This is a genomic window from Lentzea xerophila (assembly GCF_051094245.1).
GTDB lineage: Bacteria > Actinomycetota > Actinomycetes > Mycobacteriales > Pseudonocardiaceae > Lentzea > Lentzea xerophila.
In genome coordinates this window covers 8,205,712-8,219,704 of the sequence record NZ_CP194934.1, presented here as the reverse complement: position 1 = coordinate 8,219,704, position 13,993 = coordinate 8,205,712, and the positions used below count along the sequence as shown (strand labels likewise).

Sequence of the window (13,993 nt, the reverse complement as noted above, 5' to 3'; positions counted from 1 at the left end):
GTAATACCGTTCGACAGGTCCGGCACCATCGGATCATGGACGCCTGGCCGCTACGCCATCTGGTTCTCCGCACCCCGCGCCTGGAGCTGCGCCCGGACGACGACGAGGGCCTGTACGAGCTCGTCGAGGTCGCGAAGGCGGGTGTGCACGACCCGGCGGAGATGCCGTTCTACGTGCCGTGGACCGACAGCCTGGCCGAGGACGGCGGCCTCGGCATGGTCCAGTTCTTCTGGGGCAACCGCGCGAAGCTCGCCGCGAACGACTGGGCGATCACGTTCCTCGTGCGGCACGAGGGCAAGGTCATCGGCGTGCAGGAGCTCGGTGCGCGTGACTTCGGCGTGCTGCGCGAGGTGAACACCGGCTCGTGGCTCGGCCGGAAGTTCCAGGGCGGCGGTCTCGGCACCGAGATGCGTGTCGCCGTGCTGCAGTTCGCGTTCGACCACCTGGACGCGCGCATCGCTCGTTCGGCGGCTTGGCTCGGCAACCACGCCTCCAACCGCGTCAGCGAGAAGCTCGGCTACGTGCACGACGGCACGATCGGTGCCGCACCGCGCGGAGAACGCCTTGAGCACGTGCGACTGCGTCTGGACGCGGCGAACTTCGTGCGGCCGGAGTGGACCGTGTCCGTCGAAGGGCTCGCGGAGTGTGTTCGGCTGCTCACCGGCTGAACACCCGCCGACCGATGGATTGTGTCCTGCGTCTCCTTCTTGTGAGGGTTCTGCCATCTCCAACGAAGGGGAACGTTCATATGTCCGGCAGATCCAAGCTGGCGACTGTGCTTGCCATCTCGGCATTAGTCGCAGCCCCTATCGCCACCGCGTCCGCCGCAACCGAACCCGCGGGCCCCGCCCTCGCCAAGAAGCTCGCGAAGAAGGTGACCGTCGAGGGTGTCAACCGGCACCTGATCGCGTTCCAGCGCATCGCCGACCGCAACGGCGGCAACCGCGCCGCCCTGACCCCCGGTTACGACGCGAGCGTGGACTACGTCGCGGGAAAGCTCCGCGACAAGGGCTTCATCGTGACGACGCCGACCTTCACCTACGACATCAACGTCAACGACGCCGAGACGGCCCGCGTCGACGGCGTGAACTACCAGGCCCTGATCATGGTCGAGTCACCGCAGACCCCGGCCGGCGGCGTGACCGGCCCGCTGCGCGTCGTCCCCGAGGACGCGACCCCTGGCTGCGAGGCCAGTGACTTCGCCGGCCAGGACTTCACCGGCTCGGTCGCCCTGATCCGCCGCGGCGCGTGCACGTTCGAGCAGAAGCACCTCAACGCGTTCGCCGCCGGCGCCATCGCCGTGCTGGTGTCGAACAACGTCGAGGGCCCGCTGTCGGAGGTGACGCTGACCAACCCCGGCAAGATCCCGACCGGCGGCATCTCCCAGGCCGACGGCGCCACGCTCGCCACGAAGGCCGGCTCCGCCGTCACCGTCGACATGCGCTTCCACACCGAGCCCCGCACCGAGCGCAACGTCATCGCACAGACCCGCACCGGCCGCACGAACAACGTCGTGATGGCGGGCGCGCACCTGGACAGCGTCGAGCTCGGCGCCGGCATCAACGACAACGGCACCGGCTCCGCGGCCCTGCTCGAGACCGCGCTGCAGATGGGTTCCCACCCGAAGGTCGACAACGCGGTCCGCTTCGCCTGGTGGGGCGCCGAGGAGCGTGGCCTGATCGGCTCCGAGGAGTGGGTCCGCTCGCTGACGTTCGAGCAGCAGCTGGACATCGCGCTGTACCTGAACTTCGACATGGTCGGCTCCCCGAACGCCGCGTACTTCATCTACGACGGCGACAACTCCGACGCCGTCGGCGCGGGCCCCGGCCCGTTCGGCTCGGCGCAGATCGAGAAGGCCTTCGCCGACTACTTCGCGGCCAAGGGCGTTCCGACCGAGGGCACGGACTTCTCCGGCCGCTCGGACTACGGCGAGTTCATCGCGCAGGGCATTCCGGCCGGCGGGTTGTTCACCGGCGCCGAGGGCGTGAAGACGGCGGCGCAGGCCGCCAAGTGGGGTGGCACGGCCGGGGTCGCCTACGACCCCTGCTACCACTCGGCCTGTGACAACCTCGGCAACGTCGACCGGGTGGCTCTGGGGCGCAACGCCGGTGCCATCGCGTTCGTGACCGCTGCTTACGGCGTGTCGACCGAGGACGTGAACGGGGTGCCGCCTCGGTCCAAGCGGGCTGAGGCCCGGTCGGCGGCCACGATGTCGGTGGCCGCGCACTCCGACCACTCGCACGCGGCCGTGTCGTAGTCGGCTCCGCACGACGAAGGCCGGGTCTCCCGTGGGAGGCCCGGCCTTCTGCATTCCTGTGCTCAGCCCAGGTTGTTGGTGTCGAACGTGTTGCAGCGGGCGGGGTCGCCCGTCTCCAGCCCGGTCGTGAACCACTTCTGGCGCTGCGCAGAGCTGCCGTGGCTGAACTTCGTGGTGTCGACGTTGCCGCCACCGAGTTCGCGCTGGATGAAGTCGTCACCGATGCGTGCCGCGGCGTCGAGGGCCGCGGCCACGTCCTCCTGGGTGATGTCCGAGATGAGGGGCTGGCCGTTGGCGGACGGGACGGTCGTCGCGGCCTTGGCCCAGGCGCCGGCGTAGCAGTCGGCCTGCAGTTCGAGGCGCACCGAGTCCGAGGTGGGGCCGGTGCGCGAGCTGACCCGGTCGGAGGTGCCCAGCAGGTTCTGCACGTGGTGGCCGTACTCGTGGGCCAGCACGTAGGCCTCGACGAACGGGCCGCCGGTCGCGCCGAACTTGGTGCGCAGCTCGTTGAAGAAGTCCAGGTCGATGTACACCTGGGAGTCGGCGGGGCAGTAGAACGGGCCGACCGCGGAGGTGGCGTTGCCGCAGCGGGTGTTCACGCTGTTGCGGAAGAAGTTGGTCTTGGTGACCTGGTAGGTGTTGCCGGAGCGGGCGAACTGGTCGGTCCAGAAGGCCTGGATCGAGTTGATCGTGGCCACGACCCGGCAGTCGCTGTCGCGGTTCGCGTCGGCGCCGGTCTTGCACTTCTCGGCCAGCTGCCCGGACTCGACCTGCGTGTTGCTGCCGAGCCCCTCGAGGCCGCCCGCGGGCAGCTGGATGCCCGTGAACTGCTGGAACAGGAAGTAGATGATCAGGCCGACCACGCCGAGGCCGCCGCCGACGCCGGCCACCCGACCGCCGACGCCCCGCTGGTCCGACACCTGAGAAAGGTCGAGTTCCGCGCCTTCGTTGAACTGCACCGCAATCCTCCTGCCAAGGACCCCATGGGTGCCGCAAACGATAAAGCACCAAACACGCCTTGGTGCGGAGCCCGACGTCGGGGCACCGCACCAAGGCTTTCCCATTTGGTAGTGACGACTACGGCCCACGAAGGTTGGCGTGGCGCTCAGCCGGTGACGCCATGAGACGACACCGATGCCGAGCTCAACAGCGTCGAAGTGCACCGAGCAACGCCGATGGCGCCTGGGCACCCGAAACCTCGTGTCCGTCGCTACACAGCCGCGACCGGACCGGTCACGTCCGATCCATTCGCAGGGATGCGACAGACCGCGTTTCGCCACAGCGAGGAGATACCTGCACAGCACCACCTACCCCTTCTGGGCGTGGCATCCGGGGGTCTGGTTCATTCACCTTCCGGTTGCCAGCTCGTAATTGAGCATGCGCTTGATCGCCGCATTTCTCAACACCTCACGCGCAACCTGAATTGGTGAAGTCGGACGGGTGACCTGCGGAGATCGACTGTGCGGACAGCAATCGCCCGGCGAGGAGGTCTCGCCGGGCGATTGCCGTAAAAATGATCAGAGAGCAATCAGGAAATGATCAGGACTTGGTCACGCGACGCGCGCCACGGCGAGCCATCACGCCCGCGGTCATCAGGCCGAGGCCCACCAGCAGGAACTCCAGCGGGTCGGCGCCGGTGCTCGACAGGTTCGGGATCGCGGAGGCCTGCTGCGACGCCTTGTTGCCGGTCTGCGAGTTGCCCGCGCCCGTGTCGTCGCCGGTGTTGCCACCACCGTTGTTGCCGCCGTTGCCACCGTTGTTGTTCCCGCCGCCGGGGTTCTGGCCGCCCGGCTGCTCCGGACCCGGCTGCTCGGGCTCCTCCGGCTGCTCCGGCTGTTCGGGCTGCTCCGGCTCTTCGGGCGTCTCGGACTTGCCGCAGTCGCCGCTCGCGGTGCCGAGCACGGCCGCGCTGGTGCCGCAGACCGTCACCGGGGCCTCGACGGTGCCGCTGGGCTCCTCGGCCTTGGTCTCGCCGCAGCTGCCGGTGCCGCCCCCGGCGACGCCGACCGAGTTGCCGCACACCGTGATGGGCGCGGAGACGAGCGCATTGTCGGCCTGGGTGCGCGCGGCGGGCTTGTCCTCGCAGGTGGCGTCGCTGTTGCCCAGCACGTTGATCGCGTTGCCGCAGACCTTGACCGGGATGCTCGCCAGGTTGCCGACGCGGACCTCCTCGTCGATGTTGAGCGGCACCGGAACCGCCTGGGCGAACCCGGCGGTCGCGGCCATCAGGCCGCCGGTCAGCAGGGCGGCGGACATGGTGCGGTTGAGGTTCTTGCGCATGACTGTTCTCCCCGGAATGAAAGGACGGATCCCTGTGCACCGCTGTGGAAGCGCGGCACGGGATCAGTCGGGGGAGAACGTCGGTTCCTCCGCGCGCACGGTGCGGGGCGCGTCGTGCTGTTCGGTGCTGACGAGAGACGCTGTGGTGACGGGCGGCCGCAACGCGTGCGGCAGCGTACCCACCGGAATCTGGGTGCCGCTCGCAGACGTCCCCGCGCCGCTGTGCGGGAGCGTGCCGGTCATCGGCTGCTCGGCCTGCGGTTGCGGCTGCTGCGGGACGGGCGTGGGGTTCGTGGGCCGCGTCGTCGTGAGCGGCGGGGTGTGCTGCTGGTGCGGCACCTCGGCCTGAACGGGCGCTTCGACGACCGGGCTGGGCGCCGGAGGTGGTGCGGGAGCAGGTTCCGGAGTCTCGGTGCGCGGGTCCGGCTTCGGCGGATCCGGCGTTTCCGGTCGTTGCCCCGGTGCTCCGGTCTCGATCTCGAGACCGACGTCGACGACGGGGAGCTTCACCTCGACCTCGAGCTGGTCGATCTCGACCCGGACGTCGGCGTTCGCCTCACCTGCGCCGCCCAGCAGCCAGGCGCCGGTCACCAGACCGGCGAGCAGCAGGAGCCGACGCAACCACGACATCGGCCCTCACCCTAGATCAAATGGAGCAGCCGGACACACGAAAAAGGCCGTCCCGGCGACTTTCGTCGCCGAAACGGCCTTCGCCTGCGATCCGCGGTTACGGCAGCTTCGTGATGCGGTCGGTCGCCGGAGCGCCCTGGTTCGGGTGCGCCGCCAGGTAGGCGGAGAACGCGTCCAGGTCGATGCCACCACCGGTGATGTCCTTGCCCAGCGTGAACTCGCTGAAGCCGTCACCACCGCCCTGCAGGAAGCTGTTGATCGTCACGCGGTAGTTCGCGCTCGGGTCCAGCGGAGCGCCGTTGAGCACGACGTCCGAGACCTTCGAACCGAACGGCGCGGACGCCGAGTAGCTGTACTTCAGGCCCGCCGACGGCTGCAACACGAACGTCCTGGCCGCGGTGAACTGCTGCTCCAGCACGTTCTTGAGGTTCGCGCCGGTCAGCGTGACCGTCTGCAGGATGTTGCCGAACGGCTGAACGGTGAACGCCTCTTCGTAAGTGACGACACCGTTGCCCTCGGCCCCCTTCTGGGCGTAGGTCAGGTCCGCGCGCACGCCGCCGGGGTTCATCAGCGCGAGCACCGCGCCGTTGCCCGTGGTGGCCGCGAGCTGCGAGTCGGCGATCAGGTTGCCCAGCGGCGACTCACCGGAGGCGACCGCCGCGCGCACGATGTCCGCGGCGATCGTGCCGACCGGCCTGTTCGCGATCGGTCCGGACTTCTGCTTGGCCAGGTCGATGATGGACTGGATGGCCGGGTCCGGCGTCACCGTGCGGGTGACGATCTTGTTGTCGGCCTTGGTCTCGCCACGGACGACGTCGCGCGTCCGGCGGTCGATCTTGAGGTCGACGACGCTGAGCTCACGCCCGAACGCCAGGCCCTCGATGAACGGCCGCGGGTTGCCGGCCGGGTCCTTGACCACGCAGTTGTAGTGCTGGTGGCTGTGGCCGGAGAAGACCGCGTCGATCTTCGGGCTGACGTTGGTGGCGATGTAGCTGCCGGGGTTCTGCGGAGCCACATTGCACGCGTTGGGCCCACCGCCCGAGGAGGTGACCTGGTCGCCCTGGTGCACGAGCAGCACGATCGACTTCACGCCGATCGCGTCGAGGAGGTTGGCGTACTTGTTGGCCGCCTTCACCTCGTCGCCGAACCTGATGTCCTTGATGCCGTTCGGGTCGACCAGGATCGGCACGTCCTTGAGCGGCATGCCGATGAAGCCGATCGGAATCCCGTCCCGGATCTCCACCCAGAACGGCGGCAGAGCCGGCATCCCGGTCCGGGCGTGCGTGACGTTCGCACCGAGGATGGGGAAGTTCGCGCCCTTGTACTTGTCGCGGAACTGGCATCCGTCCACCGGGTGGCAGCCACCGCGCTGCATGCGCAGGAGCTCCTGGTAACCCTCGTCGAACTCGTGGTTGCCGGCCGCGGTCGTGTCCATGCCGACCGCGTTGAGCACCTCGATCGTCGGCTCGTCGTGGAACAACGCCGACACCAGCGGACTCGCGCCGATCAGGTCACCCTGCCCGACGATGACGGAGTTCCTGACCTCCTTCTGGAGGTTCCTGATGTGCGTGGCGTTGTAGGCGGCACCACCGGCGTCGACGGTCGTGCCGTCCGGCAGGATGACGCGTCCGGACGACCCCGTCGGCGGCTCGATGTTGCCGTGCAGGTCGTTGATGCCGATCAGGCGCACGTCAACCGTGCCCCGACCGCGCAGTGACTGGGCATCGGCCTGGGCAGGCCCGGTAGCGCTGATGACAGAGGCCGCGGCGGCGGTGATCGCCAGAACGGAAAGCCGTCTGAACGAACTCATGGGTAGAGCCTTTCCAAGGCGTGGTTAACGCGCGTGTACGGCGGAGGAGTCTGCCTTCCGAACGCCACGTTTTCCAGAGGAATGACTCGATCGTCATCCCCAGGTCTAGCCTTGTTCCCGTGACACCAAGTGACCAGGAGCCGCGCTGGCTCGACGAGGGTGAGATGCGTGCATGGCGCACCTACGTGAGCGGTTCCTCCATGCTCATGGACCGCCTGCACCGAGAGCTGCAGGACACCCACGGAGTGTCACTGGCGGACTACGAGATCCTGGTCAGGCTGTCGGAACAACCCAACCAGCGCATGCGAATGACACAGCTGGCCGAAGACGTGGCCTCCTCGAAGTCCCGCGTCTCCCACCAGGTCGCCCGCATGGAGAAGGCGGGCCTGGTGCTGCGCCGCGAGTGCACCGAGGACGGCCGGGGCGTCCTGGCGGAGCTGACGGCCAAGGGCATGGCGCAGCTGGTGGAAGCAGCTCCAACCCACCTGCGCGGCGTCCGCGAGCACATCGTCGACCTCCTCACGCCCGAGGAGGGTGAGGTGCTGGCCAAGGTGTTCGACCGGGTCATGACACACCTGCGGGAGTCGAGCGGCTAGGCTTCTCGGCGGGCACCTCGGTGTCTTGGAAGCGTGGCAGAGCGGCCGAATGCACCCGCCTTGAAAGCGGGAGACGGGCAACCGTCCGGGGGTTCAAATCCCTCCGCTTCCGCAGTATGACCAGGGGCGGCACACCACTCGGTGTGCCGCCCTGTTTGCGTCCAGTCTCATTCGGGGGTCCAGAGAACGTCAAGGGGGAAATGTGCCCGTTGTTAAGATTTCGCTCCGCGCAGTTGTGGTTTTCGTGGTGGCGGCTTTCATTCTTTCGCTCGCCTTCGCGATGTTCGGCAACATCGGGTCGGCAGAGCTGGCGATAGTAGTCGTTCTCGCTGTGACCCTGGCTGTGCTGGACGTATGGCGAGTGGGTAAACGGAGTGCCCTGTCCCGACGTCAGCGGCGCGACACGGCCGAAAACCGGTGACTGCCGACCTCGAACGCCCTTCCGTCGACATCGCCGACGGCAAAGGCATACGAATTTACGGCTGGGTAGAACGGGGCGTCGAGAAGCGAATCATGTTGCCGGACGGGTCGCGGAACGCGCAGTCGCGGACGCCGTAGAACTGGTCGATAGGTTCCTGCAGGACCTCGGCGCCGGCCGCGCGGACCTCCTCGAACTTCGCGTCCACGTCGTCGAGCTCGAAGATGATCCCCTGCAGCGATCCCTTGGCCAGCAACGCGTTCAGCGCCTCGTAGTCGGTCGGCGGGACGGGCGGGCCGATGCGGGACAGGCCGATCTCGATGTCGGGCTGACCGGCCGGGCCGACGGTGAGCCAGCGGTAGTCCTCGACCGACTCGTCGGTGCGCACTTCCAGGCCGATGACGTCGCGGTAGAACTTCAGCGCGGCGTCCTGGTCGTGAACGAAGAGGAACGTGTGTGAGAGCTTCATGGGCGAAACCCTAGGTACGTCAGGAACGCCGCGCTTCTCGAAACCTGCTCGGTCGCGTCAGGCCCTTCAAACCGCATGCCGGCACCGAAGCCAGCGCCGCGTGAGCCCGCGCCCGATAGGCCGAGGGCGTTTCGCCGACCAGTTCGGTGAAGCGGGCGGAGAACGAGCCGAGCGACGTGCAGCCGACCTCGACGCACACCTCGGTGACCGAGAGCTTCCCCAGGCGCAGCAACGCTTTGGCGCGCTCGATCCGCCGGGTCATCAGGTAGCCGTACGGGGTCTCGCCGTAGGCGGCGCGGAACTGGCGGGCGAAGTGCGACGGCGACATCAGGGCGGCGCGGGCCATCGCGGGCACGTCCAGCGGCCGCGCGTACTCGCGGTCCATCAGGTCGCGTGCCCGGCGCAGGTGCGCCAGGTCCTCCGGTGTCACGAACAACAGCATGCCACCGGGACCTGGACGCAGCGCTCGGGATCGATCTGGTCATCGGGTCCGGTTTCGTCGCAGGACCCACTGAACGGACGAACGGTCGATCCGCCTTCCGCCCGGCCCGGCTGCCGGTGTTCCGGGTGAGCTGACGTGAGACGAGGTACGTCTACGCCGTCCTGGTGCGGCACGCCACCTTCCGGAGTGGGTGTTGATGTTCAAAAGGTCTTTCCAGCACGGTTGCGGGTCCGATACCTTGCGCGAGGTTTGCTCGACGCATGCGGGGGCTTGACGTCGGCGGCCGATCATCAACGGGTCTATTTGGGGGATTTCTTGTCCGAAAGATCGGTCAGCCGTGCCCTGCTCAGAATCGGGGCCTTGACCACCGCTGCCGTCCTGGCTTTCGGCGGCACGTCCGCCGCGTTCGCACAGGACGACCCGACGAGCACCCCGCCGGCGCCGACGGAGACGTCCACGCCGACGGAGACGTCCACGCCGCCGGTGGAACCCACTCCGTCGGCGAGCGAGTCCGCACCACCCTCGTCCACGCCGACCAGTGAGCCGGCGCAGCCGTCTGAGCCTGCTCAGCCGACGACCGAGGCTCCCGCGCCGGTCGAGACGCCCGAGGCCGCCGTCGGCAAGTTCACGGTCAAGTTCGTCCACGACAAGGACGGCGACTCCTGGGACGACGCCGGTGAGGAGATCGTCGGTCTCAAGGTGACCGTGCTGAACGAGGTCACCGGCGCCAAGGCCGCCGACTTCGTGAGCGGGCCGGACGGCAAGATCGTGTTCACCGGGATTCCGGCCGGGCGGTACTGGGGTGTGTTCGACACCGCCTGGAGGATGCGGGGTGGCCAGGGTGGCATGCCGGTGCACATCCCGGAGTCCGACACAGGTGGCGGCGCCATCTACTTTATGGAGCCCGGAACGTCCGCCGCCGATCTGCGCGGCTCGCTGACGTTCGAGAAGTCGAGCTACGAGTCGCACGAGATGGTGCGCATGACGGCGACCGTCACCAACATCGGTGGTCAGACCGCCCAGCGCGCCAAGCTGTCGGGGTCGCTGTACGCCGTGGAGATCGCTGACGAGCAGTGGGGTGACTTCGGCTGGCGCGGTGCCGGCATCGAGCTGGCCTCCGGGGAGTCCCGCACGTTCCAGGTCTCCGGTCTGATCCGCGACATCACGAACGGCAAGGTGCGGCCGTCGACCCTCATCGATTGGGACGGCCGGCCGAACCCGTGCCAGTGCGGACTCTCCGGCGAAGTCACTGTCGTGCAGACCAAGGGCGATATCTCGGGCGTCGTCTACACCGACAAGAACCGCAACGGCCAGCAGGACGCGGGCGAGGCCGCCGCGGGTGCTGTGGTCGAGGCCAACGGCGGTGTGCCGTACGGCTACTTCAAGACCACCACGGACGCGGACGGCCGTTACTCGTTCAGGGACGTGCCGTCGGGTGACTACTACGTCGGCTACACCTTCGCGGACGGTTGGGTCGTGCACTCGGACGGCGTGGACTCGAAGGTCCGCGTGCAGCCGGGCGCACCGGTCCACCTCACGGCTCGCGGTGAGCGCCCCTACCACGAGTCGCTGAGCGCGACGCTGACTCTCGACAAGGACGTGTACCAGGTCGGCGAGGACGCCAGGATCACGGTCACGCTGACCAACTCGGGTGACTGGCAGATCAGCGGCATCACGGCGGCCTGCAACGGCATCGGCGACGAGCACCACCTCGGCGGCACCCCGAGCCGTCCCATGCCCGAGGGCTGGGGCGACCTGCACCACTCCAAGGGGGTGACGGTCGGTCCTGGCGAGACCAAGACGTTCGTCGCGGTCGAGCAGGTGCCGGCTGCGGCGTTCGGCGTCGGCATCGTAATCGCCTCGTGCTCCTTCGCACCGAAGGCCGGTTGGAACTCGGATGGTCCGTACGCGCACGACACCGCACGCGTTCCCGGCGGGTTCGGCTCGCTGGTCGGCGAGCTCTACCACGACCGCAACAGCAACTTCCGGCTCGACGAGGGTGAAGGCCTCGCCAACACGCGGCTCCTGCTGCACGATCGCGAGCTGGGTGTGGACGTCGCCGAGACCATCTCGGACGCCCAGGGCAACGTGCGCTTTGACAACGTGCCGGCCGGCGACTTCTGGGCCCACGTCGACGGGCCGTGGAAGTTCGATGGCGAGTGGGGCGGCCACGTGCGGGTCCGAGCAGGCAGTGAGTCGCGCAGCGGCTTCCCCGTCGTGCCGGACGTACAGCCTGCTCCCGGTGGCGCCGGCGAAGATCCTGTCGCGGGCGGCGCCGGTGCAGGTGGTTCGGGCACCGATGACGCGCTGGCCAAGACCGGCGCCAGCGTGCTGGGCCTCGGCCTCGTCGGCGCGCTGCTCGTCGCCTTCGGCTTCGGCGCCAGCGTGATCGGCAGGCGGAGGCAGACCGCGTAACCGAAGATCGACCTGCGGGGCCGGCACTCACGCTGAGTGCCGGCCCCGCTGTCATCAGCGCCACACCTCGCTGGTCCGAACGGAGTGTTAGCGTCGCGAACCATCGGGTATCTGGGGGTGACATGACGGTCTGGGAAGCAATCGCGGTGGTCATCGCGGGTGTGTTCGCAGGCGGCATCAACACCGTGGTCGGCAGCGGCACGCTCGTGACGTTTCCCGTTCTGCTCGCCGTCGGTTACCCGCCTGTGGTCGCGAACGTGTCGAACAGCCTCGGCCTCGTGCCCGGATCGCTGTCCGGCGCGTGGGGGTACCGCGAGGAGCTGAAGGGGCAGTCGGACCGCATCAAGCGGCTGCTGCCTGCCTCGATCCTCGGGGGTGTCCTCGGCGCGATTCTGCTGGTGACGCTGCCCGACAAGGCGTTCACCGCGATCGTGCCGGTGCTGATCGTGATCGCGCTCGTCCTCGTGCTCATCCAGCCGTGGCTCAACCGCAAGCTCGCCCACCGGCGCAGCGAGAACGACGGCGGCGTGTTGCTGTGGATCGGTGTCTTCGCCGCCGGCATCTACGGCGGTTACTTCGGCGCCGCGCAGGGTGTGCTGGTCATGGGGATCATGGGGGTGCTCGTCAGCGAGCACCTGCAGCGGATGAACGCGCTGAAGAACGTGCTCACCGCGTTCGTGAACCTCGTCGCGGGAGTCCTGTTCATCTTCATCGCCGACGTGGCGTGGCTGGTCGTGCTGCTGCTGGCCGCCGGGTCCGTGGTCGGTGGCCAGATCGGGGCCAAGATCGGCCGCAAACTCCCACCCGCCGTGTTGCGCGGCGTCATCGTGGTGGTGGGAGTCGCGGCGATCGTTCAGCTGCTCATGAAGTGAACGCGCGAGCTGCCGCGAGGAACGCGTCGTTCTCGTCCGGCTCGCCGATGGTCACGCGGGCGCCCTCACCGACGAACGCGCGGACCACGACTTTGTGCGTCAGGCAGTGCTCGTTGAACTCGCCCGTGCGTTCGGCCAGTGGCAGCCACACGAAGTTCGCCTGGGTCTCGGGCACGTCGTAGCCCATCGCCAGCAGTTCGCCGCGCACGCGCGTGCGTTCGGCCACGATGGCGCGGCAGCGGGCCATCAGCTCGTCCTCGGCGTCCAGTGAGGCGATCGCCGCCACCTGTGCCAGGGCGTTCACCGAGAACGGCACGTAGACCTTGCGCAGCACGTCCGCGACGACCGGGGGTGCCACCGCGTAGCCGATGCGCAGGCCGGCGAGGCCGTAGGCCTTGGAGAACGTCCGCAGGACCGCCACGTTGTTGTGGCCCGCGGCCCACTGCTGCTTCGCGAGCTCGACGCCGTCCGGGACGTGTGCGTCGTCGACGAACTCCTTGTAGGCCTCGTCGAGGACCACGACCACGTCGCGCGGCACCTTGGCGATGAACGCCTCGATCTCGTCGGTGCGCAGCGCGGTGCCGGTCGGGTTGTTCGGGTTGCAGACGAAGACCATCCGGGTGGTCGGCGTGATCGCCGCCAGCATCGCGTCCAGGTCGTGCACGTGCTCGGAGTTCAGCGGCACGCGGATCTGCCGGGCGCCCGCGACGTGCGTCACGATCGGGTACGCCTCGAACGAGCGCCACGCGAACAGCACCTCGTCGCCTTCGGCGCAGGTGGCCTGGACGAGCTGCTGGCACAGGGTCACCGAGCCGCAGCCGATCGCCAGGTGGTCGGCCGGGACGCCGAGTTTGTCGGCGAGCCGTCCGGTGAGTTCGGCGCACCCGGAGTCCGGGTACCTGTTGATGCCGGTGGCCGCATCGGCGATCGCTTCGACGACGCTGGGCAGCGGTCCGGCGGACACCTCGTTGCTCGCGAGCTTGATGGCGCCGGGGATGCTCCTGCCGGGCACGTAGGACGGCAGGGACGCCAGGTCAGCACGGGTTCGCACGGTCATGTGCCCGATCCTCGCATTGCTCCGTCCGATTGGTCACGTTGACTGGAGTTCACCCCCACGTGGAAGGCTGGGAAACATGACCACTACCCGCATCGAGACGCTTTCCCTCACCGACGGCCGTGAGCTGCGGGTGACGATCGCCGAACCCGACTCCGCCGTGCGGGGCGGGCTCGTGGTGCTGCATGAGGCCCGCGGTATGACGGCGGGGGTGCGCACGCTCGTCAGCAGCCTGGCCGACGAGGGCTGGCTCGCGATCGCGCCGCACCTCTACGACGAGGACCGCGTCCACGGTGACGACATCAGGGACCGGGTCAGCAAGCTCTCCGGCGACCGGTTGCTCGCCGACACCGACGTCGCGTTCGTCTGGTTGGGGCAGCAGGGGGTGGGCGCCGACCGGATGGGTGTCGTCGGCTTCGACATCGGCGGGACCGTCGCGATGGTCGTCGCCGCGAGCCGCACGATCGGCGCGGCCGTCACCGTGCAGGCGCCCGGCATCCTCGAGCCGCTCTCGGACGGGCTGCCCGCGCTGGTGGACGTCGCGGCCGACCTGACCTGCCCGTGGCTCGGGATCTTCCGCGACGACGACTCGGAAGAAGTGAGCAAGCTTCGTGATGCTGTGATCAGCTCGGAGACCGCGTCGGATGTGATCCGTTTCGACGTTTCCAGTGACGAAGCATGGGCTCGTGCGTTGAACTGGTTCGACGCGCACATGAGGTAAGAGTTCTTCCGGCGGATTGGAACCGAACC

13 protein-coding genes and 1 tRNA gene are annotated in these 13,993 nt (G+C 68.3%); 7 read left to right on the top strand and 7 right to left on the bottom strand.

The annotated features are described in order from the left end of the window. The first annotated feature begins 35 nt into the window (after positions 1–35). Positions 36–668, top strand: a complete 633-nt coding sequence (locus ACRSBM_RS39415) for a GNAT family N-acetyltransferase (protein WP_434451807.1) — start codon at positions 36–38, stop codon at positions 666–668. An 80-nt stretch (positions 669–748) separates the two neighbouring features. After that, positions 749–2,257, top strand: coding sequence for a M28 family metallopeptidase (locus ACRSBM_RS39410; RefSeq protein ID WP_434451806.1), 1,509 nt, complete (start codon positions 749–751; stop codon positions 2,255–2,257). 62 nt (positions 2,258–2,319) lie between these two features. On the opposite strand, the gene ypfJ is transcribed toward ACRSBM_RS39410, so the two are convergent. From ypfJ to ACRSBM_RS39390, 4 genes are all read right to left on the bottom strand, one after another. Beyond that, positions 2,320–3,216 carry a KPN_02809 family neutral zinc metallopeptidase gene (gene ypfJ / locus ACRSBM_RS39405; protein WP_434451805.1) on the bottom strand — a complete coding sequence of 299 codons (897 nt, stop codon included), beginning with the start codon at positions 3,214–3,216 and terminating at the stop codon, positions 2,320–2,322. A gap of 580 nt (positions 3,217–3,796) precedes the next feature. Further along, positions 3,797–4,537 carry a hypothetical protein gene (locus tag ACRSBM_RS39400; RefSeq protein ID WP_434451804.1) on the bottom strand — a complete coding sequence of 247 codons (741 nt, stop codon included), beginning with the start codon at positions 4,535–4,537 and terminating at the stop codon, positions 3,797–3,799. 63 nt (positions 4,538–4,600) lie between these two features. Then, entirely contained in the window at positions 4,601–5,167 is a 567-nt protein-coding gene (locus ACRSBM_RS39395) for a hypothetical protein (RefSeq protein WP_434451803.1), read from the bottom strand. Between the two features lie 97 nt (positions 5,168–5,264). Next, on the bottom strand, positions 5,265–6,977 hold the full coding sequence (locus tag ACRSBM_RS39390) for a bifunctional metallophosphatase/5'-nucleotidase (protein ID WP_434451802.1): 1,713 nt from the start codon (positions 6,975–6,977) through the stop codon (positions 5,265–5,267). 164 nt (positions 6,978–7,141) lie between these two features. On the opposite strand from ACRSBM_RS39390, the gene ACRSBM_RS39385 reads away from it, so the two are divergent. Further along, complete coding sequence (locus tag ACRSBM_RS39385) at positions 7,142–7,573, top strand: MarR family winged helix-turn-helix transcriptional regulator (protein ID WP_434453408.1); 432 nt, start codon at positions 7,142–7,144, stop codon at positions 7,571–7,573. A gap of 27 nt (positions 7,574–7,600) precedes the next feature. After that, positions 7,601–7,685, top strand: a tRNA-Ser gene (locus ACRSBM_RS39380). A 364-nt stretch (positions 7,686–8,049) separates the two neighbouring features. Here the strand turns inward: ACRSBM_RS39380 and ACRSBM_RS39375 are convergent. Continuing rightward, entirely contained in the window at positions 8,050–8,460 is a 411-nt protein-coding gene (locus tag ACRSBM_RS39375; protein ID WP_434451801.1) for a VOC family protein, read from the bottom strand. 19 nt (positions 8,461–8,479) lie between these two features. Beyond that, positions 8,480–8,902 carry a helix-turn-helix transcriptional regulator gene (locus ACRSBM_RS39370; RefSeq protein ID WP_434451800.1) on the bottom strand — a complete coding sequence of 141 codons (423 nt, stop codon included), beginning with the start codon at positions 8,900–8,902 and terminating at the stop codon, positions 8,480–8,482. 360 nt (positions 8,903–9,262) lie between these two features. Between ACRSBM_RS39370 and ACRSBM_RS39365 the strand changes: the two genes are divergently transcribed. Together ACRSBM_RS39365 and ACRSBM_RS39360 are read left to right on the top strand one after the other, a co-directional pair. Continuing rightward, entirely contained in the window at positions 9,263–11,317 is a 2,055-nt protein-coding gene (locus ACRSBM_RS39365; protein WP_434451799.1) for an SdrD B-like domain-containing protein, read from the top strand. 122 nt (positions 11,318–11,439) lie between these two features. Further along, positions 11,440–12,189 (top strand): sulfite exporter TauE/SafE family protein, encoded by a 750-nt coding sequence (locus tag ACRSBM_RS39360; protein ID WP_434451798.1) that lies wholly within the window; start codon positions 11,440–11,442, stop codon positions 12,187–12,189. Here the strand turns inward: ACRSBM_RS39360 and hisC are convergent. Next, on the bottom strand, positions 12,179–13,246 hold the full coding sequence (gene hisC, locus ACRSBM_RS39355; RefSeq protein ID WP_434451797.1) for a histidinol-phosphate transaminase: 1,068 nt from the start codon (positions 13,244–13,246) through the stop codon (positions 12,179–12,181). The two genes, ACRSBM_RS39360 and hisC, sit on opposite strands and share 11 nt — an antisense overlap. Positions 13,247–13,322: 76 nt before the next feature. Here hisC and ACRSBM_RS39350 point away from each other — a divergent pair, with 76 nt between their 5' ends. Then, entirely contained in the window at positions 13,323–13,964 is a 642-nt protein-coding gene (locus ACRSBM_RS39350; RefSeq protein WP_434451796.1) for a dienelactone hydrolase family protein, read from the top strand. The last annotated feature ends 29 nt before the right edge of the window (positions 13,965–13,993 follow it).

Excerpts from the sequence above, each read along its gene's own strand:
- ACRSBM_RS39415 (WP_434451807.1), top strand. The coding sequence starts at position 36 with ATGGACGCCTGGCCGCTACGCCATCTGGTTCTCCGCACCCCGCGCCTG.
- ACRSBM_RS39410 (WP_434451806.1), top strand. The coding sequence starts at position 749 with ATGTCCGGCAGATCCAAGCTGGCGACTGTGCTTGCCATCTCGGCATTA.
- ACRSBM_RS39400 (WP_434451804.1), bottom strand. The coding sequence starts at position 4,537 with ATGCGCAAGAACCTCAACCGCACCATGTCCGCCGCCCTGCTGACCGGC.
- ACRSBM_RS39395 (WP_434451803.1), bottom strand. The coding sequence starts at position 5,167 with ATGTCGTGGTTGCGTCGGCTCCTGCTGCTCGCCGGTCTGGTGACCGGC.
- ACRSBM_RS39390 (WP_434451802.1), bottom strand. The coding sequence starts at position 6,977 with ATGAGTTCGTTCAGACGGCTTTCCGTTCTGGCGATCACCGCCGCCGCG.
- ACRSBM_RS39385 (WP_434453408.1), top strand. The coding sequence starts at position 7,142 with ATGCGTGCATGGCGCACCTACGTGAGCGGTTCCTCCATGCTCATGGAC.
- ACRSBM_RS39375 (WP_434451801.1), bottom strand. The coding sequence starts at position 8,460 with ATGAAGCTCTCACACACGTTCCTCTTCGTTCACGACCAGGACGCCGCG.
- ACRSBM_RS39370 (WP_434451800.1), bottom strand. The coding sequence starts at position 8,902 with ATGCTGTTGTTCGTGACACCGGAGGACCTGGCGCACCTGCGCCGGGCA.
- ACRSBM_RS39360 (WP_434451798.1), top strand. The coding sequence starts at position 11,440 with ATGACGGTCTGGGAAGCAATCGCGGTGGTCATCGCGGGTGTGTTCGCA.
- hisC (WP_434451797.1), bottom strand. The coding sequence starts at position 13,246 with ATGACCGTGCGAACCCGTGCTGACCTGGCGTCCCTGCCGTCCTACGTG.
- ACRSBM_RS39350 (WP_434451796.1), top strand. The coding sequence starts at position 13,323 with ATGACCACTACCCGCATCGAGACGCTTTCCCTCACCGACGGCCGTGAG.